This is a genomic window from Roseiconus lacunae, assembly GCF_008312935.1.
GTDB lineage: Bacteria > Planctomycetota > Planctomycetia > Pirellulales > Pirellulaceae > Stieleria > Stieleria lacunae.
Genome location: NZ_VSZO01000053.1, coordinates 99,189 through 122,330 on the forward strand (window position 1 = coordinate 99,189; position 23,142 = coordinate 122,330).

Consider the following 23,142-nt stretch of genomic DNA (forward strand, 5'->3'; position numbering starts at 1 on the left):
GGTTGGGAACTTCCTTCTCTAGCGATTCCGATCTGCGATGAACCGTTTTGATGCATCCGTTCTTGGGGGCGAAATCGCGGACGATCTGCCTTCCGGGCAGCACGACGCCAAGGGATTTGACGGCACGACGTTCGATCAGCTTGGTACGAGTTCTAACGACGACTCATCGAAATGGGTCAGCGTCCCACAATCGCAGACATTTTTTGTTCCGCTGCACTACGAAGCCAATTATCAGTATCCATTGATCGTTTGGCTTCATAGCGATGGGTTCAATGAAAACCAAGTCTGCCACGTGATGCCACACATCAGCACGCGTAACTATTTGGCTACCGGAATCCGGGCCCCGCGGGCGGCCGATGCGTCGGGGCATCGCTTTGCTTGGGGGCATAGCGACGCGGTGATCGATCAGGTTCGCCACGGTGTAATCGCAGCCGTTACCGAAGCGAAGAACAAATACAACGTCCATCCCGGCCGCATCGTCGTCGCGGGTTATCGCGAAGGTGGCACGATGGCGGTTCAGATGGCACTCAGTTATCCCAGTTTATTTGCCGCTGCGGTTTCGGTCGGGGGAGACTTCGAACTCCCCAAATGCACTAAGTCAGAGCTGCAATTGCTGAAGCGTCAACGGGTCGCAATGCTTTGGCAACATTCGATCGAACGATCAGGGTATTGTCATGAAGCGATGGCGAAGCAAATCGGTAACGCAGCGGCAATCGACGCGCAGTTAGAAGTGCGTCAGTATGTTAGCGACGACGAAATGAATACGGCTGTTTTGTCCGATTTAGACCGATGGTTGATGGACCATGTGGTTTGCTCGACGCCAATCGGTAAAATGACCGACTGGGATACCAGTCCGGTGTCATTCTCGGACAACTAAACAATTCAGACACAGCCCCTCGTGATTCCTGATGGCCGAAGAAGATTTGCAACCAGTGGACGACGCCAGCAAGACGGCCAAGATCCTGATCGTTGATGACGACGTCGAGATCATCGAAAGTGTACGGTATGCCCTGGAGCACGAAGGCTACGAAGTCGTCATCGCGCGAGATGGCAACCAAGGTCTAGCGCTTGCCGAAAAGGAATCGCCCGATCTGATCATCTTGGACATGATGATGCCCAAGCGGAGTGGCTTCCTGGTCTTAGAAAAGTTGCGTAGAATGAACGAGGCCATGGTGCCGGTCATCATGATCACCGGTAACGAAGGTAGCCGTCACAAAGCGTACGCGGAATTGCTCGGCGTGAGCGATTATATCCGCAAGCCATTTCAAATGGACAAGCTGTTGCGTGCCGTCGGAACCCAGCTTGCGTCGGCATGATCCGCAGTCGACTCGTCATCGCCGGGATCGCCGGCGCCCTCGGTGTAGCCATCGGCGCGTTCGGTGCTCACGGCCTCGAAAGCTATCTCGTCGGGTTTAGCGACGATCCGTTGTACCTCGAGAAGCGGCTCAGCCAATTCGATACCGGTGCACGCTATCACCTCGTTCATGCGGTCGCGATCTTGGCCCTCGCTTCGCTTCCCAAGGGACGGGTGAGTTCGGTCGCAACTTGGCTTTTCGTTACCGGAATCATTCTTTTCAGCGGCAGCCTCTATGTACTGGTGCTGACGGATACGAGTTGGCTCGGCGCAATCACTCCCCTTGGTGGTCTCGCTTGGATTGCGGCCTGGGTAAGCTTGCTGTGGATCAACGCACCGCAGGGGAACGAATCATGAACCGTTCCGGTCGTCTTGGGCAGCATCGTTGAGGTCCTGCAACATCTACGGCACGTCGATCTTACTTCCCGATGAACCTGACGTCGTAACCGACCGATGCTTTGCAACTACCGTAGCCGACACCTTCGGCATGATTGACGACGACCGAGTTTTTGAGGTTTACGCACATTGGCTTTGGCTGCCGCGCGTCGCACTAGCTGAGTCGGAGTTCTAATCGTCCTTGCTTGACGCGGACGTCGAAGGTTTGTTGTAGCGGTTGCCGATTGACGGTTTGGATGCCGGTTTCCAGTTCATATTGCCAGCCGTGCCACGGGCAGGTCACACAGGATTTGCCCTGATCGGTCAAGGACAATTCGCCATTCGCGATCGGACCACCTTGGTGGGAGCAAAGGCCATCGAGTGCGTAGTAGCGATCGGCGGTGCGGAACAATGCAATGATGTGTTCTCCCACGACCACTTCGATTGCTTGGCCTTCGTCAACGTCTGTCGCCGCGGCGACGTCTACCCAGTTTGATCCGTCGGTGTCATTCATCTCGCTACGATCCCGTGGGGCGGGCGATTCGTTTTTTCCAATGCACGATAGGTTAACCTTGGGCTGCCTGGCTGGGTAGCGACTGGCACGTCCGATACAATAGCCACAGAATCGCAACCGGCCTTAGGTACCACCGGTCAATCGCGTCGTCGCGCGACGCGGATCGCATCGAATCAGCGTTGACCGGAATTGCTAATCATAGACCACGGCAGTGTTTCCCCTTAGTTTTACGATGAGCCAAATAACGTGAGCCTTGGTTGTGCTGCAATGACGGGGGGATACGCCCGTTGGCTGACCGGTCACACCCGAATTTTTAGTTGTAACGAAGCACTAGATGGAGTTTGAAAGTGAAGCGTCACCTCCGAAATTTAATCGTCACCTTCGGCATCGCCGCATGTCTGATTGCCGTTCCGGCATGGGGGCAAGACGAAAACACCACCTCCTCAACGCCAGTCGCCGAACGCGACTCGACAGGGCAAACGCTGATGAAAGTCACCGAGATCGAAGGGATTTCAGAATACAAGTTGGACAACGGTGTCCGCGTGTTGCTGTTCCCCGACGAAAGCAAGGAAGTTGTTACGGTCAACATGACCGTCTTTGTCGGTTCGCGTCATGAAGGTTATGGCGAAGCAGGCATGGCACACCTGCTTGAGCACATGTTGTTTAAAGGGACTCCGGATCACCCCAATGTACCCAAGGTGCTGCAAGATCGTGGTGCTCGGTTCAACGGCACCACGTGGGTTGATCGGACAAACTACTACGAAACGCTGCCGGCGTCGGAAGACAACTTGCGATTCGCTCTCAAGCTTGAGGCGGATCGTTTGCTCAACAGCTTTATCCGTGGCGAAGACCTCGAAAGCGAAATGACGGTCGTCCGGAACGAATTTGAACGCGGCGAGAACTCTCCGTTTCGAATCCTGATGCAACGGATGCAGTCGGTCGCATTCGACTGGCACAACTATGGCAAATCCACCATCGGGAATCGAAGTGACATCGAACGCGTGCCGGTTGTCAACCTGCGTCGCTTTTATCGTAAGTACTACCGACCCGACAATATTCTATTGATCGTTGCAGGGAGGTTTCAATCCGATTCGGCGATCGAATTGATCGGCGAAATCTTTGGAACGCTTGAGTCCCCCGATACGCCAATCGATCCGACCTACACAACCGAACCGGCACAAGACGGCGAGCGAACGGTAGTCTTGCGTCGCGTAGGCGATGTCCAACTGGCCGGGACGACCTACCACATCCCGTCGGGCAGCCATCCTGAATTCGCCGCGGCAAAGGCTCTTTCGATCGTCCTCGGCGACGAACCCAGTGGTCGGCTATATCAAGGATTGGTCGAGAAAGAAATCGCCAGCAATGTTTATGCACTTGCTTATGCTTTCGCCGAACCCGGCGTGCTGATGACGCTCGCGGAAGTGTCTCAAGACAAGTCGATTGAAGCCGCACGGTCGGAGTTGATCGCGTTGCTCGAAGAAGGCTTCTCTGAAAATCCGATTACCGAACAAGAGGTCGAACGGGCCAAACAGCAGATCTTGAAACAACGTGAGTTGCAAGCTTCGGAAACCGATCGGTTAGCAGTTTCGCTAAGTGAGTGGGCCGCGCAAGGTGATTGGCGCTTGTACTTTCTGTTCCGCGACGTTGTCGAATCGCTGACCGCGGAACAGGTGCAAGCGTTCGCCGAAAAATACTTGGTCCGAAACAATCGCACCGTCGGCTTGTTTATCCCCAGCGAAACTTCCGAGCGCATTTCGATTCCGGAATCACCCAACCTGATCGCTCGATTGGAAGGTTACAAGGGACGCGAAGCGATCCAGCAAGGCGAGCAGTTTGATCCATCGCCAGAGAACATCGAGCAGCGTACCCAGCGTGGTAAACTTTCCAATGGGATTCAATACGCATTGCTTCCCAAACAGACTCGCGGGGGATCGGTCAATCTATCGTTGACGTTGCGATTCGGAACAGCCGACACGATGATCGATCGGATCGGCGCGATCGAATTGATTGGCGCCATGATGATGCGGGGAACCGACAAACTGGACTACCAAGAACTGCAAGATGAATTGACGCGGTTGCGAGCCGAACTGTCGATCAACACCGTTCCAGGTTTGTTGCAGTTAACCTTGAAAACGAAACGCGAATTTCTGCCGGAAGTGATCGAGGTGATGCGGCAAGTGCTACGATCTCCACGACTCGACGGAAACGAGCTGGAAATTCTCCGTCGTCAAATCGTGACCAGCTTGCAGCAGAGCAGCACGATGCCACAGACGATCGCACCTCGTGACGTTCGACGCCGGCTCTCGCCCTACGGAAAAGACGACATCCGTTACGTACAAACGATCGACGAAGAGATCGCGATGTACCAAAACGTCACCATCGAAGAGATTAGCCAAGCCTACCGGGAACTGCTCGGTGCCAGCCATGGCGAATTGTCTGTCGTCGGTGATTTCGATCCTGAAGAGATCCAAGCGAGTATCGAATCGATCTTGCTCGGCTGGGAAAGCGAGATCGATTACGTCCGATTCGATAGACCCGCGAACGAGGATGCCGAGGGTGGGCTGACCTCCTTCAATACGCCAGATAAAGCCAATGCATTCTATTTTTCGCAGGCCCAACTCGCCCTCCAAGACACCGACGACGAGTACGCATCTTTGGTGCTCGGCAACTATATTCTCGGTGGCGGCGGCTTAAGCAGTCGACTTGCCGATCGCGTCCGGCAGCAAGAAGGCTTGTCCTACGGGGTACGTAGTGGATTGACTTCGCGTCCCAAAGACGGTCGCGTTGATTTCACGATCTATGCGATTACCAATCCGGAAAACAAGGATCGCTTGATCGAAGTGATTCGCGAAGAAGTAGAAAAATTGCGGCAAGAAGGCGTCACGGCCGACGAGCTCGAAAAGGCTCAGCAAGCCTACCTCCAGTCGCAAATGGTACGACGCACCGATGACAGCAACCTCGTGGGCGAACTGATCGGCACCATGTTTATGGATCGAACGATGGAGTATGCCTCGAAACACGCCAGCCAAATCGAATCGGCAACCGTCGATTCGGTCAATAAGGCGATCAACAAGTACATCCATTGGGACAAACTTGTCCGTTCGGTTGCCGGTGAATTCGAAAAGGCAGCGACTGTCGAATAATAATTCGCGATAGCAACGACCAGCCGTTTGATTTTAGTACCGTTCGCACGGTACTCATCGAGCGGCGGCGGAACGGTGAGGGCGCGTTTGATTCAACCGATCGGCCCGCGAACGTTTCAAAGACGATTGTGGTTGGCTCTATCTGACCAATCGGGGGCGGGGCTTCTGTCGAAGACGTTGGCTGCCGTTCATTGCACGGAAACCCTGGCTGACACTGTTTGACGAGTCTTCAAGTCAGGTGCCGCCGGAACACTGGTCTTCCGATTCGGCCCATTTTGACGAGTGCCAAGCGAAGAGTTCAGACGACGGTCGCAAAGCGGTTGCAGACATCGATTGGCAGATTGAGAAACGACGGCGGTCAACGTGATCGATCGTCGAACCGCAACGGTGTCACGCCCCGATCAGTACCGAGCCCAACAAAAACGCGGCGAGACCTACCGGATAGACAATCCCAACGTTGGACATGTTCGATCCGGTCAGATTGTCGAGGGCTTCCTGGGTGTCATCAAGATGTCCAAGTTTACCTTCCGATTTCGCGGCGGAGTAAACGGCAAAGAATGTGACCATTTCAGGAATGCTGGTTACAAACCCGAGGATCCAACCTGCGATCACAGGGTGAACTCCGAATTCTTTAACAACATCCGCTGTTGCATCGCCAAGGAATATGCCGGCGACCGCGATGGCGATCAAGGCACTTAGCCCGAGGATGATTCCGACAGGTAAACTGCCGACAGCCTCTTCGACCGAAACATCGTCTCGGTTGGCTGGGTTAATGCGGCGATCGACGACTTGATAGACGACGAAAAACGCGAGAAGGATCGGTACCAAATACCACTGCGTGTCCATCCCCCAACGCATCAGCACGATCGGAACCGCGATCGCTAACCCGGCGAACACGATTTCGTCAACGAAGCGTCGGTTCATCAGTCCACGGAACTGTCGATAGTAGGCGACTGCACTGATCATCAGCACACAATTGATGATGTTGGAGCTGGCGATGTTCCACAGGCCAGCCTCCCAAACACCGGAAAGACCGGCTGCGGTCAGGCACACCAATTCCGGGACTGAGGTGGCAAAACCGGTTAACTGTCCACGCGTCTTGACACTCCAATTCATGGCGCCGGAAACGTGGTCGATGCCACGAAGCAACCCATATTTGACGAGCAGGATGATCGCTACCACCGAGACGATCATGATCAATACCTGCATGTTATTCTCCTGATGTCATTCATCATTAACCACGCCGTCGAAGGGCGGAAAGTAGATCGAGCGGTGTCGCCGGATTCGCTGGAAAGCACTGAAGAATACGTTAGGGCTTGATCTCGCTTTGCGGCGGGCGCGCCATAGCAATGGAGGACGCCCCTCAGGTCAGCATTCGGGACGACCGCAGAACGTTGAAGCGATGCGCAAGGTCGCGGCATGAATCGAAACGATGTCATCGATATCGCGAGCGTACCCGCCGCTCATGGCGACGGCAATGGGAATCGATCGGTCACGGCACCATCGCATCGCCCTACGGTCCCGCTCGGCCAATCCAGATTTGGTCAGGCACATGCGTCCCAAACGATCCCCCTCAAACGGGTCGGCCCCGGCCAGGTAAATGGCCAGTTCGAATGCCCCGCGCTGGTGCTCGGTTTCAAGTCGCTCCAACGCTTCCTCGAGTGCGTCCAAGTAAGTTGAGTCGTCGGTCCCGTCGGCGAGCGGTCGATCGATATCACTGGGAATTTTCCGAAGCGGGAAGTTCTTCGCGCCGTGGAGTGACAGGGTGATCGCAGTCCAATCACCTTGAAGAATCGATGCGGTTCCGTTGCCCTGGTGCACATCCAGGTCGATCACACAGGCTCGGCGGATCAAGCGTTCAGCTTGCAAACTACGAATCGCGACGGCGGCATCGTTGAAAACACAATAGCCTTCCCCCGCGTCGGCAAAGGCATGGTGGGTGCCACCGGCTAGGTTTGCTGATATCCCGTCATCAAGCGCCGCGCGACACGCCGCAATCGTTGCCCCGGTGCTACGTCGTGAGCGTTCGACCATTTTTTCAGACCAGGGGAAGCCGATTCGGCGGATTTCGCGCCCAGTCAGCGTTCCAAATTTGACTCGTTCTAAATAGCCCCCATCATGGCACAGCAGCAATTGTTCGTCCGTCGCCGCCGGGGGTACCAAGAGGACGTCCTGGCGATGAACTTCGGCCGTGGCGACGTGACGGCGCAACCGCCGATATTTGTCCATCGGAAACCGATGAGACTCCGGTAAGGGCAATTCAAAGTGGTCGGTATAAAACAGTTTCACAGGACAATCGTAACTTAGCGGCAAGACATGCAAGAGACGACGATGAATGATTCGCCAACCAACCCGTATCTATCCGATCAGTCCGCGCCCGGCGTCGGGGGGCAAGAGTCAATTGAAGCGACTGCGAAAATTGGCATGATAATCACGTTCTCGCTCGCCACCGGAATCTTGTTCATCACGGGTATCCTTACCTACATGACATTGCGGCATTTGCCTGACGATGCTGCATTGGTACGTTTGGGCGGTGATGATTTATTGTTTCTGGTAGTCGGATTCGGGATCATGTTGGCCGCGCTTCCCGCCGCTCTCGTCGTTCCACGTCTGATGAGAAAACAAGCGTTTAACCATACGCGGATCAGCGAGTTGAACCTACCACGTCCGATCCGACCAGAGACCGAACTTCCGGCGGAAGCGCGTCCCGTTTTGGGAGCAATTATGGGGAGCGTACTCGTCGGTCAAGCGATTTGTGAAGGTTCCGCGATCACGAACGCAATCTTGATGATGATCAATGAAAACTTTGCCCACTTGGTCCCGGTCGTCATCGGATTCATTGGAGTGATCGTCCAGATTCCCACGACGGGGAAGATCGTCCGCATGATCGAAGATGCTGCGGTTCCGCGTTAGTGCCTCTTCGAAAACTGATGTCTGCCAAGTTGCGAGACAACGCTATAAGTTGAGTCTCGTTTCTGCATCGTGAACGACAAAGGACCAACGCTATCGCGTTCGGCTCAGTCGGATCGGACACGTAATCAGTCGTATGGCGTTAACAACGGTAGTGTCCTGTTTGATTGTCAGTCGCATTTCTGTGACGTCGGCCTATACCGGCGCCGGTAGGTCTCGCTTGGCAAACGTCCAGGCGGCGAGGCCATAAAATGCTGCGCCGCCGATCAGCAATAGCAGTGGATATGCGAACGGCGGGAGGGTCGCGTCAGGCAGTTCTGCCAGTAGGCTCCAAGGCGTCCAGCGGCCTTCGTCAGCCGCCAATTGAACGAGTTTCTGCGGTTTATAGCAACTAAAGAACGACAGGTTTAGAAGCCACTGCAGCGACTCAGCCGCTTTGCCGAGTCCGTAAATCACCGCCTGCAGCACATAGATTGCCATCACAATTCCGATCGTACGCCAACGATAGCGATCACGGCTACTTAGCCAAGACGACAGTCCGAGCAGGAAAAATCCGAACGCGAACAAATTGAATACGGCGGGAGCAAAGATTTCGCTATCGACTCGTTCGCTCAACGGAAACGATTGCTTGGGAGGTTCACCGAGTTGCAAAGGAACCTCCCAGCCGAACAACGGTACTTCGACGACCGGTGGAGGTTGGGTTTCTTTCACGGTTGTCAACTGCACACCGATTGCCAGTCCACCCCAGACGCTTAGGCACAATAGGGCCAGCCCAACAATTGCGACGGTGGCATGCGACCACAACAACTGTGTCCGGCGGATGGGGTGCGATAGCAGCATCTCCATCGTCCCCCGACCGATTTCTCCGCTGACAACGTCACTGCCACGGGAGATGCACCAGATGACAACGCAGATGATGATGATCGGCTCATCAAACGTCATCCCGACCCGGCCTTGGTAGGTAAACAGTGCGTCAAAGCTGATCGGTGCAAACTTTTCAAAGTCCCGGAACTGTTCCAGAATCGTTTGGAACTGGCCCATATCCAATAGGCTGACCACCCAAACACGCACCCAGGCGAACGCAAACATTGCCAACGCGAGCGATAGGAACAGCAAGCTCGCTTGCTTGATGTAAGTCCGGACCATTGTCGCGTCGATCATCGAGCGACCTCACGACAGTTTCCACGGTGATGTTCATCGTTCGAATCGGTCGCCATTTCCGTACGGTCTTCGCGCGGATCCTCTTGCGTTTGATGATGCACCGAATCGTAGATTGCTCGCAGCCCTAATGGTTCGACGCGCAACCGCGAAAGATGAAGCGAATCGATCCATGACAACAGTGGGGCAAGATCTCCCGACGTGTCGATGCGAATAGCCTGGGGGCCGGCACCCGCTTCGTCTCGCAGGCATTCCAGCTTGACTTGATGATCGAATTGCGGCGGCACCTGATGCTTGACATCTGAAAATGAGGTTTCATCGGGGAGATCGCCCCAGACGCGATGCCGTTGAAACAATTCCGCCATGACCAACTCACGCGCCAATCGGCCTCGACGAAGGAAGACGACGCGATTACAGGTTTCTTCGATCTCGCTAAGCACGTGGGACGAGAAAATGATGGTGCGGCCACGGCGTTGGGCATCGACGACAAAATTTAGAACCGTCGCGCGAACCGAGGGATCAAGATTGGCCGTCGGTTCGTCAAGAATTAATAACGGGGTTTGTGGAGCCAGGACGACCGCCAAGGCAAGTTTCTGTCGCATGCCGGTCGACATCATTCCGACATGACGCCGAGTATCCAATTCGAGGGCATCCGCGATTTCCAGGCTTCGTTCTAAGTCACCCAGCGGATGCAAGTCGGCAAAAAAACGGAGTACACCTTTTCCACGCAAATGACGCGGCAGTCGGGCATCACCGGGCAAGTACGACACCCGCCGGCGGACTTCGACGGAATCGACTTCGGGATCGATCCCACAGACGTTTACTTCACCGGAAGTACGACGGAGGTAACCCAGCAATGATCGAATCAGCGTGGTCTTTCCCGCGCCGTTCGGTCCCAGTAGACCAAAAATGTCACCCGGATGGACTTCCAGGCTACATTGATCAAGCGCCAGGAAATCGCCGTAGTGTTTGGACAACCGGTGGCATCGTACGCCAGCCGATGGGGTGCCGGACGCAGAGGCACCGGAATCTTGGAGGACGGCGGCGGAGTTCAACGATGTCGTTCGGGGTTGGATGGAATCGGCATGAGCGTTCGCGAATATCTTCGCCTCTTGCCGACAAGCAAGAAAGTCCACGTCTATTGTCACCGAATGTCAAACCGTAAAATCCCACCGAGTGTTCATCGAAAATCCCGACGTTCCTCCGGCTAGGACGAAATTTCTAGCGAACTATATGTCGAGAGATGCGACTTCAGAAGGGAACCGGAACAGAATCAATTGGTCAGCCCGACGCAGCTCGCTGACGCAGCTCTTTTCCGTCACTTTCGACCACGTTTTGTTTGATCCATAAGATAACTTTGAGAGAAGGCTGCCAATTAATGCCTGAATTTGAACTACCACTAGGTTTCCGTTTCGGCGGCGTTGCATGCGGGATCAAGGCTAGCGGACGGCCCGACGTCTCTTTGATCGCGTGTGATCAAGCGGTCTCTGCGGCTGGCGTTTACACACAAAATCAGATTGTCGCTGCCCCGGTCGTACTGTCGCGCAGCCGAACTCCGTCGGCGTCAATTCGTGCGGTCGTGACCAATAGCGGTAACGCCAACGCTTGCACCGGTGGTCAAGGCGACCAGGACGCGGCCGAGATGTGTCGACTGGTTGCCGCGCAGGTCGGTTGCTCCGAAGAAGAAGTCTTGGTGATGAGCACCGGGATTATTGGAAGACATCTTCCGATGGAGCGCGTTGAAGCCGGAATCGCATCGGCTGCCGAAAAACTGGGCGACTCCGTCGATCATTTCAGCGCCGCAGCGGCGGCAATTCTGACGACTGACAAATCCCCAAAGACGGCACATCGAACTGTCGAATTGGACGGACAACAGGTTCGAATTTCTGCGATGGCCAAGGGGGCCGGCATGATCGCCCCGAATATGGCCACGATGCTGGGGGTGGTGATGACCGATGCCGCGATCGCCCCGCAGCAACTTCAGGCGTTGTTGAGTTCTGCCGCCGACGTGAGCTTCAACCGGGTCAGTGTCGACGGTCACACCAGTACCAATGACACGGTACTGGCATTGGCGAGCGGAAAAAGCGGAATCGAAATCACGCCCGAACGCGCCGAAGTATTCCGTGAAACGCTAACAGAAGTCTGCGTCGAACTCGCCCGGGAACTGGTCGCCGACGGGGAGGGGGCGCAACACGTAATGAAAATCCACGTCGGCGGTGCCGGCAGTGATCACGACGCAGACGGCATCGCCCGAGCGATCGGAGAAAGCCCGCTTGTAAAAACCGCGATCACTGGCGGTGATCCCAACTGGGGGCGGATTGTCTCGGCTGCCGGCTATGCGGGTTTCCAAATCACGCCGGCCCAGACAACGCTTCGGATCTGCGGGACGAAAATCTTTGAAAACGGAACGCCGATCGCTTACGACGCCGCTTCGCTGAGTCAAACGATGAAGGCGACGCCGGAAATCGACATCGAACTGATTGTCGGCAGTGGTTCGGGTGAAGCGACGCGATGGGCCAGTGATTTGACCTGCGAGTACGTTCGCTTCAACAGCGAATACACGACCTAGTCCGTTCGCACCGTGATCACGTATGAGTTCAGACTTAATGCCTAGTTCATCCGTTCGCGGTGGCTATTGAGGTGGATAAACGAAATTGGTGAACGTCGCTGACTTTGCATGCGGTGGACGTCGCCAGATCGCTTCCCAGTACGGTTGGTCATCCATCTGGACCTTCAAGGCGTATGCGGTCATCGGCGCAAGAGCGACGAACCAAGCGGCTTCACCGCTGGTTTGTTTGCGAGCTTCGATCATCACAAACAGTTCCGGATCGGTCCCGTGCGAATAGACGAATAAGGCGCCGTCAATCACTCCCGGACTGGAATAGCGTGCCAGTGGAGTCGACATCAGCCGAAGCCGGTTTTCGGTCTCGCCTTCGAAGTCGTCGTCGACGGTAAAGCGTTGAGTGATGCGACGCATTTGGATCAACCGAGCCCCTGGGGATGATCGCGGGGCATCGATGCCATCGACTGATTTGAATTCCACCCCCGCCTGCTTCGGAGACCAGACGATTCGGCCTTGGTGCTTGAATGTCATCGGTTGATCGGCGAGCGACTGGAATTCGTGTAGCCATTTCCGTTCGGTTTTCGGAATCAAGAAGATCTGTGCTGCCGCCACGGGACGACCATTAGCATCTTCCCAGAAAAACAAACCGCCGTCATTGACGCCGCTGACCGGGTTGGTCCAACGCAATGCTGGGCTGCTGACAAAACGGATCGGTTTCCCGTCGGCGTCGCTCACCCGGTAGCTCTGCCCCGATTCCTGCATGTACTTGAGTCGCCGTGCGGCGCTTTCGTTCATTGAAGGGCTTTCGTCCGTCGTTAGCGGTTCGGCAGCGGAGACGCTCTCGTAACCCACTGCCATCATCAACAACAACATGGCAGCGTTCAAATACGATCGGTTCATTAGCTTTTCCTCGAAGATAAAGATAGTCATCTTGTCTAATTTGATCTCGCCTGATGCCCCTGTCAAGAAATGTGTTTCTTATCAGATTCTTCATGGCGGCAAGAGCGAATCGAACGCCGGGACGGAATCGTATGCGAACGGTGATCACGGATTAGTCGTTTGTTAAACTATTCAATTGATTCCGAGTTGCCCGCCTTGTTTTTTCCCACCGCCTTGCCTCTTCCTACCACCCGGCTCGTTCCAATGATAACGATCAAGTTAAGAGTGTTCTTCATCGCAAGCGTTGTGCTGCTTGGCATCACCGGATCGCGTAAGACTTGGGCACAACCCTCGACCACGTCAATCAAATCGGTGTTGAACGTTCAGCTTCGGTCGCAACGCTTACAGGATTCCCAGCCGATTTATCGTCCCGTCATTGATTCACAGTCTTGGCAGGCGAACAAGACTGCCGTGATTGTGTGTGATATGTGGGATTCACATCATTGCTATCGCGCCGTCAAGCGAGCGACAGAGTTGGCCCCGCGAATGAATGCATTTTTGGATACGGTCCGCGAGCAAGGCGTGACGATCATTCATGCTCCCAGTAGTTGCATGTCGGCCTATCAGGATCATCCGGCGAGAAAGCGGGCGGCAGAAATCTCCAAAGCAGTGCCGCTTCCAGCGGGTATCAACCAATGGTGCTATACGATCGACCGAGAAGCCGACGAAGATTATCCGATCGACCAAAGTGATGGTGGCGAAGACGACACGCCTGAGGAGCATGAGGCGTGGCGACAACAGTTGATTCGACAAGGTCGAAATCCGCGATCACCTTGGAAGAAACAGATGGACGCGCTCACGATCGATGCGTCTTGCGATTTCATCAGCGATCGAGGCGATGAAATTTGGAGTCTGTTAAAACAGCGTTCGATCGACAACGTAATGTTGGTCGGCGTTCACACCAACATGTGTGTCCTTGGTCGACCGTTTGGTCTGCGTCAACTTGCCAAGAACCATGTCAATGTTGCCTTGGTCCGTGACTTGACCGACACGATGTACAATCCGGCCGCAAAGCCATTTGTCAATCACTTCACCGGAACCGATTTAGTCATCGATTACATCGAGAGAACGGTCTGCCCGACAATTTCGAGCGAGCAGATTCTTGGTGGTTCGGCGTTTCGGTTTTCGTCCGATACCCGACCAACGATTGTCATGATGATTGGCGAGTCGGAATATGCGACCGCTGAAACGCTGCCACGGTACGCACTCGAAAACCTTGGGAAGACATTCCGTGTTCGCTATGTCTTAGAACACCATGACCGGGACAATCATTTCGTTGGACTCGATGGTCTCGATGAAGCTGATTTATTGGTCGTCAGCGTTCGTCGCAAGCCACTGCCGGGTGAGCAGCTGCAACGCGTTCGCGATTATATTTCTGCCGGAAAATCCGTGCTCGGTATTCGTACCGCAAGTCATGCGTTTTGCCTACGGAATTCCGCGCCGCCGGAGGGGCTCGTCGATTGGCCGGAGTTCGATCGTGAGGTCTTCGGTGGTAACTACACCAATCACCATCCGAACACGCTTTCATCGAAGGTGTTTCCGGCTGCCCCGCTTCCACAGCAGTCTCCCCTGGCGAGAGGGATTGAAATTCGCCCCTTTCGGCAAGGTGGATCTCTGTACAAAGTGCGTCCGCTAGTCAGCACGGCGACGGTCTTAGCCATCGGCCGTGCAGAGGGTGTGGGCGACGAACCGGTCGCTTGGGCGTACACCCGAGTTGACGGCGGGCAGTCGTTTTACACGTCGCTCGGTCATCGCCAAGATTTTCGGACAGACGAGTTTATCGAACTACTCGATCAGGTCATCAAAACGTACAGCGGTGTAGGAAACACCCACTGAATGCCGAACGTTTGTTGACGACGTTGCCATCCTAAAGGTAGCCTTAAGCGTTGCGAGTGTGAAAATGAGTTCATGCTTCTGACAAAACCCTTCAAGTGTGTGACGAACTCGCCCCGGAAGGGAGGTTTCTTGAATTCGGCAAGGAATCGCTCAATACCGGCCCCGCCTACCCTCAGGCAGAATCGCCTGATTCTCGGACGTCCTCCCACTTCCAAAAACAATTCGTCACGCGGCGTCATCCATGTGGTGCCGTTGAATCCGTATTTGTAACCAACCCTTGAAAATTCGCGTCACGTTTGACGGGCGCGATACTGTGTTGCGGAAACCCCTCGATGCTAAACCAACCTTCCGGCAATGACCCTTCCGGTAATGCCCCCAACGGCAATGATGCTGTCACTCCCACCAGTCCGCAACCGGATCCGAAGTTCCCAACTTCCAGTTCCAGCCTCGTAGATTTTGTTCAAACCACCGAACGCATTTCGACGACGATCGCCGCGGCACTTGAACGCGGGGAACCGCTTGAGCCGATCATTGATCGTGAAAATGATTCAATCTATCTGAAATCGGCCGACCAGCGATTACTTTGCTCCAATCAAGTCTATCGACGTATTTTTACACCCGACGAATTGCCCGTCGGTCGATTCGGTTCTTCGTTTTTGCACAAGACGATCATCCCGATCAGCGAAATTTCCGACAAGCTGATTCTGGAAGGCTGCATGGACGCGATCTTTGACCACTACGGTCGCGATTCCGAGGGCCAGTTGTCGCTGTTTCGAACCGCCAAAAAGTCTTTGATCGGCGTCGGGCAAGGATCGTTTGCGATCTTAGGCATCACTCGCGTCGAAAAAACATTGGTCGACGCCAACAACGAAATCGCTAAGGGAGCGTTCCTCGCCGAACAATGGCGTCGTTTCAACGAGCTTCCCGAACTCGATCGTCAGATTGCGATCTCGCTCGCCCGCGGTATGTCGGCGATGGAAATTGCCCAAGAACGCGAAGTGTCCAAGCGAACAATCGAAAATCATCGCAATAGTATTCTCAGCGAGCTCGATCTTGGGTCACCACTCGAGATGATCAAGCTATTGGTTCGATTGCAAGAAAAAGGGTTTGGCGATTTCGGCGTGTAAACGCTACGTTTCGTGTTCGCTGGTCCCTTCTGGACAGCCAACGAATGGGAAAAGCCACCGCGGATTTCGAGAGCGGCTTGACCGCCCTCTGTACGGGCAGTAGGGGAAGCGAAGAAGCTTGACCGAGCGATCGGGAAGAATCTGGAGACGCTTGGAGATGGTGAGTCCGTCTGAACGCGAAGACGCATAGGAAGGCCGCACGAACAAAATCTTTGCGTCCTCGTGTCTTCGCATCACTGCATTAGCGCGAAGCAACTGGGATAGCAGTCCTTGTTGAGAAGACTTCACGCCTGGCGAACCACATCGTCGTCTCCGGTTTCCGGTCACTGAGAACGTGTGTCGGGGGAGAGGTTCCCGTCCGGATGACGTTAGCGATTATTCGAATCCACCGTAACTCCAGCGAATCTTGGTGGGCGGATGCAGCTTTAGCTGGCCGATTCCTTGGCTGGCAAATTCGTCGTCGATGGTAAACGTCCACCCTTCGCCGCTGGTTGTACCAAGGTCGCCGATCGATTCGACAAACGCAGTCGTCCCACTGCCACGGAATTTGATCTCGGCAGACTCGACGCGTTTCATGACGCTTTCGAGTGTTTCACCGTCAGCGACGTCGCTGATTGTCTCTGTCGTCTCCTCGCCCGTTCCACGGTCGATCACAATCGTCACCGGGCCCGTAGCATTCGCTTCGGCCACGCCCGGGTTCACAGTTGAACCCGTATCGGGGTCGGTTTGGGGGGCTCCGCAGCCGCTGACCCATGTGACGGTCAAATACAGTCCGATTAAATACAGTCCGTTCTTCATCATCAGTTGTGGCTTGAATCTCCGGCGGCCGACCCGAGTCGAGTCAAATAATCTGGCAAATGACCGACGTAGCAATTGCAATGCTTGCAGACACTGGCATTCTTGGAAATCGCGATTCCGCAGCGTGTGCACGGTCGCAGCGCAGGTTCGGTCGCCGACGGTGCCTGCGGAACCGTGGGGCCGTCGCCCAGTAGGCGTACGACCGCCGTGTCGGTCACCGTTTCGCGGACTTGGTATCCAAAGACAAACTTTTCTTTGCAGCGAGGACAACGAACGGTTTTCCCAATCAGCTCGCTTCCGCCACGAACCTTGTGTCCGCCGGGGCACTTGCAGGTGACGCGTTCGGAATTCGTTTCATTCATAGTTCTTTCCCCGTTTAAATGTTGGTTGGGCATCCATTCGCCGTTGTTTCAACCCCATCAATCCTGGCCAGTTTCGCGCCAAATTGGGGCGCGTCGAATGGACCTCAATACATCTCGGATGATGGGGGGGCGAGCACGCGGAATTGCTGCGTTTTTCGTGCGTCGGGCACGCCGGTTTGCTTCACATCGCTCCCTTGCTGTATAGAGTTTTTACGGTCAGTGACCAGAGTCTTATTAGAAGTGCTACATTGAAGGTAAAGTACCGTCCCTTGGAATCGATGAAGTGTGCGATGCCTTCCCAAAAACTGATTTCCCTAACCGCATCAGGCGCCGCAATATTTACGTTGGCGTACGTGTTCTGTTTGACGGTAGCGGCGGATGATCGGCGGGCCCCCGCACCGAAATTTGATGCCGGATCGACCCGCGGAATTTTTTTCGAATCCGTTTCCGATGCCATCAGCGGTCAACGGCCTAGCCTTCAGTCACTGCGTCAGACGAAGACCCCGGCGGCAGCGGTCGCGGCGGGGTCCACGGGCGCCACACAGGCAAAAGCTGGTCCCTGGGACAACCTGATTTCGGCGACCTCGATCGAAGACGAGGTCAAACGGATGAAGCTGCACTACGATTCTGTCGTCACCACACCGGGGCCGTTCAAGAGCGGCGGGTATGAGGACGCCCGGCTCGACCTGATGGTAATGAGCAGCATGTTCGCGATCATCACCGAATACGAAGGCGATGTCCGCTGGAAAGACGATGCCGCCGCGGCACGCGACCTACTTGGCCGAACGGCGTTCAATTGCAACGCCGGTACGACTCAAGTTTTCAACGAGGCTCGGGCGCGAAAAGATGACCTGCAAGACCTGATTAGCGGGGGCGGACTGCGAGGCCGAAAAGCTGAAGATGGAAACGATTGGGCATCCATCGCCGACCGCGCGCCGTTGATGCAGTACGCCGAGGCGTTGAACGATCAACTTCGCGAAGCGACCGGTGATCAAGCAATGGTCGAGAGTGAACCCGGTGACGTGCGGCGGCCCGCCGAACTGCTCGCCGTCCTCGGCCGCATCCTGGTCCAGGAAGGGATGGACGAAGCAGACGACGAGGACTACCGGAATTACAGCAAGGCGATGTCCGATGCGGCCACGGAAGTCACTCGCGGCCTGGAGTTGAAGGACTACGGCATGATCAGCAAGGGGGTTGGAAACATCATGCAGTCCTGCGACGCCTGTCACGCCGACTATCGATAAAAATCGATTACGAAGGATCGGCTTTCTTCAGTGTCGCCATGTACTCAACTAAGTCGACGAGGCCCTGCTGTCCGAAGAGATGATGCAGGTTTTCCGGCATCACTGATTTTTCGCTTTTCTTCATCGACTCGATGTCATCGACTTCGATCTTTCGGTCGATCGCATCGGCGGTTCGGATGACCACCTCGCGGTCGGTTTCGGACATCTTCAAGCCCGCGATCACTTGGCCTTCGGCCGTCAAGACAACGTAGTTCTCATAATTGTGACTGATCCCGGCACTTGGCAAAAGGATCGCGGTCAACATCGCTTCACGAGAAAGCTTGCTGCCGATCTCCGAGAGGTTGGGGCCGACATCTTTTCCGTGGCCGTTGACGATATGGCAGTTGGCGCAGGTCGCGACGCCACGGAACAGTTTCATTCCGGCAACCGCGTCGCCCTTGGCTTTGGCAAGTTGATCCACCGGGGGAAGCGGCTTGGCGTCTTTCTGTGCTGGCTGTGGAAGGACTCGGCCGGCGGCTTTCCGCAAACTTTCATCGTCACTGCGGGCGAGCAATGCGCCGGCGATCAACCAAGTGTCACCGACCAATTGTTTTTGATCGGCCTGCTCGATCAATTTCTTTTGGCCGCCCTTGCTACGAGCCAAGCCTACGACGGCGGCACGTCGCAAATCGAATGGCTGTTCGGCTTGCCGCGTGATTTCACTTAAGAAATAGATCGCTCGCCCGTTGCCAAGTAAACCCAACACTTCGGCGACCACCGGCCCATGTGCCTTGTCGATCAAGCGTTGCCGCACGAGCGGTCGCCCATGCTCCATTTCTAACAGTAATACTGCTGCTTCGACGGCGGCCGATCGATTATCACCCACCAACGTTTCAATCAGTTGTTTTTCGATGCCCGCGGGTTGAAATTTTTTGACCAAGCGAATGAATTCGGGGGTTCCCTGCGTCCGGTGAAGTTGCCGGTCGATCGCGGCGATCACCTCGGGATGCTCGCGGTAATTGAAGTCCTGCATCCGTTCGATGGCACGAACCAACACCGCATCACGACGAGCCTGCGCGGCGTCATCGTCTGTATTTTCGGCCGCGAACAGCAAACCAGGGAGCAGTAAACTGGGGAGCAACAAGCACGCGAGCAGTACATACGAGAACCGGCATGTCATCGCTATATGGCCGATACTGCGGTGATCGAATGAAAGGTTTAACATGAGGTATGACGATAGAAATAGAAACGGTTGGAAGGGCGTTGATCGAGTGACCACATCGTTTGAGAATGCGGCTTCGGTCTATGTCAAAGCAATGATGAAAGTTTACGGAAGCAATCTTCGCAGGGCTTCGGTTCGGACGACGGGATCGTGAAATTCTAAACTGCGGAAGTATCGATCCGTTTCGTTCAGCGGTCGGGATGGGTCGGCGATCAATGACACCATCGCTTCGGCCGCCTTGGGGGCCCGAATTCGCCACGTGATATCTCGTCCGGCGGGCGTATCCCAGCGGCCCTTGACCGCACTGAGATAGGCGTCAAAGCATTCCTCGGCACGGACATCGCTGCCAATCCCCAGAGCTTCGAGATACCAACGATCTTTTCCGTCGTATGCGGTCGCCAACTTGGCCCACAACCCTGGCATCGCATCGCTTTTGTCGTACCGCAATGCGATTGCCAACTCGCGACGGACGGCCGGTGAAGGGTCGTCCGCGGCGTCGGCCAGCCACTGTGACGGCGTATCGTTTAATTGCTTAGCCAACCGAATTGCGGTGATTCGCAAATTTGGTTCGGTGTGCTCCAGTCCCTTTTGGACATAGTGTTGTCCTCGGCCTTCGATCTTTCCGAGCAGCCACAATGCGCGAGCTTGGAAACGCGGATTGTTGTCGCCGAACAGTTTGAGAAGTTCCGATTCGGCCCCCGCCCCCATCGCATTTAACGCTCGCCACGCACGCGACTGAATCGCGCGATTAGGATTTTTCAGCGCGGCGGTGGCGCCGGCTGCGGTGCTGTAGTCATAGTTCGGAACGACATACTTAGTTCGTGGCGGCGCGACCCGAAACAGTCGACCTCGGTCGAGGTCTCCTTGATGGTGCCCGCCGACTCCGGGGTCATACCAGTCGGTGACGAACAATGATCCATCGGGTGCGACGCAGACATCGGCGGGGCGAAACCAAGGGTCATTGCTGCCGGTCAACAAGGGCTCGATCGTCGCTTGATAGCCCGCACCGTCGACCTTGACGGGATAAGCACGAACGACATTGGGGCCCGGGTCACAGTGGATCATTTGGTCCCAAAAGCGTTTCGGCAGTAAACGACCTTCGTAGAAACAGATACCACTTGGCGAACCGGCTCCGGTTTGCAGCAGATTGGGGACGACACCGGGATCGTTTAGATGCCAGTGTTGTAACGGGATTTCATCTTCGATGTTCATCCGGTCGTCACGCCACCCGGCACCGGTGATTTCGTCTCGGTAGCCATAATTGCCGTGCTCCATGACGAAGTTGATCCGTGTTCCACGGTTTCCGTCGTCGTCGTTGTCGCTTTGCCAAAGCGTGCCGAATGAGTCGACGGTGGTTTCCCAGTTGTTCCGAAAGTTGTGCGCGAGGACCTCAAAATTTGAACCGTCTAAATCACATCGAAAAGGCATCCCACCGAGTAGCGGCGCGCCGTTGTCGACGACCGGACGACCGTGGATGTCAATGACCGTATCACCGTCGGCATTTTTGACTTGTTCGCCGGTGTTGCCGAAATTCCAATACAGTTTTCCGTCCGGGCCAAACAAAAACGAGTGTCCGGAGTGGTCGTGCTGTGGATTTCCGACACCAGTAAAGATTGCCGTTTTCTGTTCCGGAACGTCGTCCCCATCGGCATCGGTGAACCGCCACACGTTCGGAGATGCGGTGACGATGACTTCGCGTCCTTGTTCACCGTCGAGGACACAAATCCCCATGGCCGAATCAATGTCGCGACCTTGGTAGAAGGTCGTCGTTTGGTCCATCACACCGTCACCGTTGGTGTCTTCGAGGATCAGGATTCGGTCGCCTTCCGGACGTGAACCGTTGTTGCGACGATAATTCATCACGTCACACACCCACACCCTGCCTTGGGTATCGATGTCGAGGTTGGTCAAGCTACGCAGCAGCGGTTCACTGGCCGACAATGTCAACTCTAATCCGTCGGCGACGGTGATACCTGCGATCGCGTTCTTGGGGTCTCGTTTGGCTGCGTCGTTGCTGGCCTTGGCAATCGTACCGACCGATGCCGGGGCCGCATCGGCATAAACGGCGAATCGTACGCTGGTGTCATTGCCCCCGTTTTGATTTGTACCGCCGTCATCAAGTGCGCCGATCGCGGTGAACGTTGTGAAACCTTCGGGCAAGCGATAATGGATCACGCTGTTGGCATGTGTTCCGATCGCATGGGTTCCCAGCGGAGTACCATCGACTGACCAAGGTTGCCCTTGGCAGTTTTGGTTTTTGCGAACATTCCCCCAGCCGCTTGTCGCTCGTTTCCATGGCAGGTCGAGCAGCGACATCGAACCGGATTTTCCGTGAATCATCGGGTCAATCCAATTGGCCCAATCACACGAATAGCCGTTATCTCCATCGTCTGCGATCAGGAATAAATCGCGAGCGCCATCAAGTGCCACCTTCATCTCGACGCGATGACCGGGAGTTTTCGTCGTCACGACGTCACTTGCGAATAGCCGACGCGGCTTGACACTGGAGGATTGATCGTCGTTGCCGTTCGCCTTTGGGGTATCCTTATCGAGCCGGAACTTTTCAATGACTTGTTGCTCATTGAAATTCTTCGGCTGATCATAATCTTGGTTCTTCAAGAGATCTTCTAGGCCGACTTTTTCCTTGCCCAAGCTAACTCCCGACTCGGGAATCGTTTCGCCCGCCGTCCAGAGGATTGCGTTGGTCACCAAACGGCGAACATCATCGTTTCCCCAGTTCCAGTGATAGTGCCCACCGGTGAACCCGAACGAGCGACCGCCGTCGGCTCGGTCATAGGCCCAGGCGACCGTTTGTGGTTCACCAGCGGCAACGCTTTTTCGGACGATCGGGTTGCCGCTGTGAGCACCGTCGGGACGCTTCATGGTGTGTTCCGGAGCGACCGCGTAAAGAATCGGTGTGATATCGGCGTCCTCTTTAAATCGCATGTGGAAGTACCACTCGTCATCGGTCGCGAAGGGTTGGACGCCACGCGTGATCGGGTGGGTAGGCAGCTCGCTGAACTCGGCAATCCAGTGCGGGTTCACGCTGTAGTGGACTTCGAAATGGCCACCGAGCAAGTCAACCCAATCGTCGCCCGGTTCGCCGGGGACCATTTCGACCGCGTAGTGCAAACAAACCAAGCCACAGCCTTCGCCAAGCCGTTTTCGTAGTTGATCACGATGATCCATCGCCACATGCCGACGTCCGCCGTCACAATAAATCACCACGGTGTCAGCGGAACGCAGTTGTTCGTCGGAGGGCCATTGGCGAACCACGGTGACTTTGGCGTCGGAGCTCTGTTCGATCGCATCTTGCAGAATCCGCAATCCGGCGAAATGTTCGTGGGCGCCATAGTTATGCGATCGGGGGCCGGCGACCATCAGCACGTGCTTGGGTTCGGCCGCGACCACGAGCGAATGGACCAAGAGGACTAGCTGGACGGACAAAATCATCGCCCAGGAACGATGTCGACGCATCATTTTGGAGAAGCCTATCGGGGGGAGTCGAGGTTGTGGAGTGTTTTGAGAAGAACTTCATCACCGATAACAAGGGTAACGAATCCTCCGTCGCATCAGTTTAGCAAGATTTCGTTGAGCTGAATTCGCCAGACAAACGAT

General features: G+C 55.3%; 19 protein-coding genes. 9 read left to right on the forward strand and 10 right to left on the reverse strand.

The features are described from left to right. Positions 1-37 precede the first annotated feature (37 nt). The 3 genes from FYC48_RS23510 to FYC48_RS23520 are packed head-to-tail and all read left to right on the forward strand — an operon-like array spanning position 38 to position 1,711. A complete protein-coding gene (locus tag FYC48_RS23510; protein WP_149499240.1) occupies positions 38-877 on the forward strand; it encodes an alpha/beta hydrolase in 840 nt (279 codons plus the stop codon). Positions 878-908: 31 nt separating this feature from the next. Next, on the forward strand, positions 909-1,316 hold the full coding sequence (locus FYC48_RS23515; RefSeq protein ID WP_149499241.1) for a response regulator transcription factor: 408 nt from the start codon (positions 909-911) through the stop codon (positions 1,314-1,316). Continuing rightward, a complete protein-coding gene (locus FYC48_RS23520) occupies positions 1,313-1,711 on the forward strand; it encodes a DUF423 domain-containing protein (RefSeq protein ID WP_149499242.1) in 399 nt (132 codons plus the stop codon). Before FYC48_RS23515 ends, FYC48_RS23520 begins: the two co-directional genes overlap by 4 nt. 193 nt (positions 1,712-1,904) lie before the next feature. On the opposite strand, the gene FYC48_RS23525 is transcribed toward FYC48_RS23520, so the two are convergent. Then, entirely contained in the window at positions 1,905-2,243 is a 339-nt protein-coding gene (locus tag FYC48_RS23525; protein WP_149499243.1) for a Rieske (2Fe-2S) protein, read from the reverse strand. 347 nt (positions 2,244-2,590) lie between these two features. On the opposite strand from FYC48_RS23525, the gene FYC48_RS23530 reads away from it, so the two are divergent. Then, entirely contained in the window at positions 2,591-5,386 is a 2,796-nt protein-coding gene (locus FYC48_RS23530; protein ID WP_235034392.1) for a M16 family metallopeptidase, read from the forward strand. Between the two features lie 390 nt (positions 5,387-5,776). On the opposite strand, the gene FYC48_RS23535 is transcribed toward FYC48_RS23530, so the two are convergent. Next, positions 5,777-6,595, reverse strand: a complete 819-nt coding sequence (locus FYC48_RS23535) for a hypothetical protein (protein WP_149499244.1) — start codon at positions 6,593-6,595, stop codon at positions 5,777-5,779. Positions 6,596-6,754: 159 nt separating this feature from the next. Next, complete coding sequence (locus FYC48_RS23540; RefSeq protein ID WP_149499245.1) at positions 6,755-7,675, reverse strand: histone deacetylase family protein; 921 nt, start codon at positions 7,673-7,675, stop codon at positions 6,755-6,757. Between the two features lie 42 nt (positions 7,676-7,717). Here FYC48_RS23540 and FYC48_RS23545 point away from each other — a divergent pair, with 42 nt between their 5' ends. After that, positions 7,718-8,299 carry a hypothetical protein gene (locus FYC48_RS23545; protein ID WP_149499246.1) on the forward strand — a complete coding sequence of 194 codons (582 nt, stop codon included), beginning with the start codon at positions 7,718-7,720 and terminating at the stop codon, positions 8,297-8,299. Positions 8,300-8,491: 192 nt separating this feature from the next. Here FYC48_RS23545 and FYC48_RS23550 read toward each other — a convergent pair whose 3' ends face one another. Together FYC48_RS23550 and FYC48_RS23555 are read right to left on the reverse strand one after the other, a co-directional pair. Continuing rightward, positions 8,492-9,457, reverse strand: coding sequence for an ABC transporter permease subunit (locus FYC48_RS23550; protein WP_149499247.1), 966 nt, complete (start codon positions 9,455-9,457; stop codon positions 8,492-8,494). After that, positions 9,454-10,509: an ABC transporter ATP-binding protein gene (locus FYC48_RS23555; protein ID WP_235034393.1), complete on the reverse strand. Its 1,056-nt coding sequence runs from the start codon at positions 10,507-10,509 to the stop codon at positions 9,454-9,456. Before FYC48_RS23555 ends, FYC48_RS23550 begins: the two co-directional genes overlap by 4 nt. A gap of 323 nt (positions 10,510-10,832) precedes the next feature. Here FYC48_RS23555 and argJ point away from each other — a divergent pair, with 323 nt between their 5' ends. Next, a complete protein-coding gene (argJ, locus tag FYC48_RS23560) occupies positions 10,833-12,023 on the forward strand; it encodes a bifunctional glutamate N-acetyltransferase/amino-acid acetyltransferase ArgJ (RefSeq protein ID WP_149499248.1) in 1,191 nt (396 codons plus the stop codon). Between the two features lie 63 nt (positions 12,024-12,086). Here the strand turns inward: argJ and FYC48_RS23565 are convergent, their stop codons facing one another. Next, positions 12,087-12,917: a hypothetical protein gene (locus tag FYC48_RS23565; protein WP_160149736.1), complete on the reverse strand. Its 831-nt coding sequence runs from the start codon at positions 12,915-12,917 to the stop codon at positions 12,087-12,089. Positions 12,918-13,160: 243 nt separating this feature from the next. Here FYC48_RS23565 and FYC48_RS23570 point away from each other — a divergent pair, with 243 nt between their 5' ends. Both FYC48_RS23570 and FYC48_RS23575 read left to right on the forward strand, forming a co-directional pair. Beyond that, the gene (locus FYC48_RS23570; RefSeq protein WP_149499250.1) at positions 13,161-14,792 is read left to right on the forward strand and encodes a ThuA domain-containing protein; all 1,632 of its coding nucleotides are present in this window, start codon (positions 13,161-13,163) and stop codon (positions 14,790-14,792) included. 332 nt (positions 14,793-15,124) lie between these two features. Then, entirely contained in the window at positions 15,125-15,919 is a 795-nt protein-coding gene (locus tag FYC48_RS23575; protein ID WP_149499251.1) for a helix-turn-helix transcriptional regulator, read from the forward strand. Positions 15,920-16,294: 375 nt separating this feature from the next. On the opposite strand, the gene FYC48_RS23580 is transcribed toward FYC48_RS23575, so the two are convergent. Next, the gene (locus tag FYC48_RS23580) at positions 16,295-16,720 is read right to left on the reverse strand and encodes a DUF4430 domain-containing protein (RefSeq protein ID WP_149499252.1); all 426 of its coding nucleotides are present in this window, start codon (positions 16,718-16,720) and stop codon (positions 16,295-16,297) included. Continuing rightward, entirely contained in the window at positions 16,720-17,079 is a 360-nt protein-coding gene (locus FYC48_RS23585) for a hypothetical protein (RefSeq protein WP_149499253.1), read from the reverse strand. Before FYC48_RS23585 ends, FYC48_RS23580 begins: the two co-directional genes overlap by 1 nt. 290 nt (positions 17,080-17,369) lie before the next feature. On the opposite strand from FYC48_RS23585, the gene FYC48_RS23590 reads away from it, so the two are divergent. Further along, positions 17,370-18,323: a cytochrome c gene (locus FYC48_RS23590; RefSeq protein ID WP_160149737.1), complete on the forward strand. Its 954-nt coding sequence runs from the start codon at positions 17,370-17,372 to the stop codon at positions 18,321-18,323. Positions 18,324-18,330: 7 nt separating this feature from the next. Here FYC48_RS23590 and FYC48_RS23595 read toward each other — a convergent pair whose 3' ends face one another. Continuing rightward, entirely contained in the window at positions 18,331-19,482 is a 1,152-nt protein-coding gene (locus FYC48_RS23595) for a c-type cytochrome (RefSeq protein WP_160149738.1), read from the reverse strand. A 147-nt stretch (positions 19,483-19,629) separates the two neighbouring features. Further along, complete coding sequence (locus FYC48_RS23600; RefSeq protein WP_149499256.1) at positions 19,630-23,004, reverse strand: PVC-type heme-binding CxxCH protein; 3,375 nt, start codon at positions 23,002-23,004, stop codon at positions 19,630-19,632. Positions 23,005-23,142: the final 138 nt, after the last annotated feature.

Bases quoted from the DNA above. Each gene is read 5' to 3' on its own strand.
- FYC48_RS23550 (WP_149499247.1), bottom strand. From the start codon at position 9,457: ATGATCGACGCGACAATGGTCCGGACTTACATCAAGCAAGCGAGCTTG.
- FYC48_RS23510 (WP_149499240.1), top strand. From the start codon at position 38: ATGAACCGTTTTGATGCATCCGTTCTTGGGGGCGAAATCGCGGACGAT.
- FYC48_RS23565 (WP_160149736.1), bottom strand. From the start codon at position 12,917: ATGAACCGATCGTATTTGAACGCTGCCATGTTGTTGTTGATGATGGCA.
- FYC48_RS23575 (WP_149499251.1), top strand. From the start codon at position 15,125: ATGCTAAACCAACCTTCCGGCAATGACCCTTCCGGTAATGCCCCCAAC.
- FYC48_RS23570 (WP_149499250.1), top strand. From the start codon at position 13,161: ATGATAACGATCAAGTTAAGAGTGTTCTTCATCGCAAGCGTTGTGCTG.
- FYC48_RS23545 (WP_149499246.1), top strand. From the start codon at position 7,718: ATGAATGATTCGCCAACCAACCCGTATCTATCCGATCAGTCCGCGCCC.
- argJ (WP_149499248.1), top strand. From the start codon at position 10,833: ATGCCTGAATTTGAACTACCACTAGGTTTCCGTTTCGGCGGCGTTGCA.
- FYC48_RS23535 (WP_149499244.1), bottom strand. From the start codon at position 6,595: ATGCAGGTATTGATCATGATCGTCTCGGTGGTAGCGATCATCCTGCTC.
- FYC48_RS23600 (WP_149499256.1), bottom strand. From the start codon at position 23,004: ATGATGCGTCGACATCGTTCCTGGGCGATGATTTTGTCCGTCCAGCTA.
- FYC48_RS23590 (WP_160149737.1), top strand. From the start codon at position 17,370: ATGCCTTCCCAAAAACTGATTTCCCTAACCGCATCAGGCGCCGCAATA.
- FYC48_RS23520 (WP_149499242.1), top strand. From the start codon at position 1,313: ATGATCCGCAGTCGACTCGTCATCGCCGGGATCGCCGGCGCCCTCGGT.
- FYC48_RS23585 (WP_149499253.1), bottom strand. From the start codon at position 17,079: ATGAATGAAACGAATTCCGAACGCGTCACCTGCAAGTGCCCCGGCGGA.
- FYC48_RS23595 (WP_160149738.1), bottom strand. From the start codon at position 19,482: ATGACATGCCGGTTCTCGTATGTACTGCTCGCGTGCTTGTTGCTCCCC.
- FYC48_RS23525 (WP_149499243.1), bottom strand. From the start codon at position 2,243: ATGAATGACACCGACGGATCAAACTGGGTAGACGTCGCCGCGGCGACA.
- FYC48_RS23515 (WP_149499241.1), top strand. From the start codon at position 909: ATGGCCGAAGAAGATTTGCAACCAGTGGACGACGCCAGCAAGACGGCC.
- FYC48_RS23580 (WP_149499252.1), bottom strand. From the start codon at position 16,720: ATGATGAAGAACGGACTGTATTTAATCGGACTGTATTTGACCGTCACA.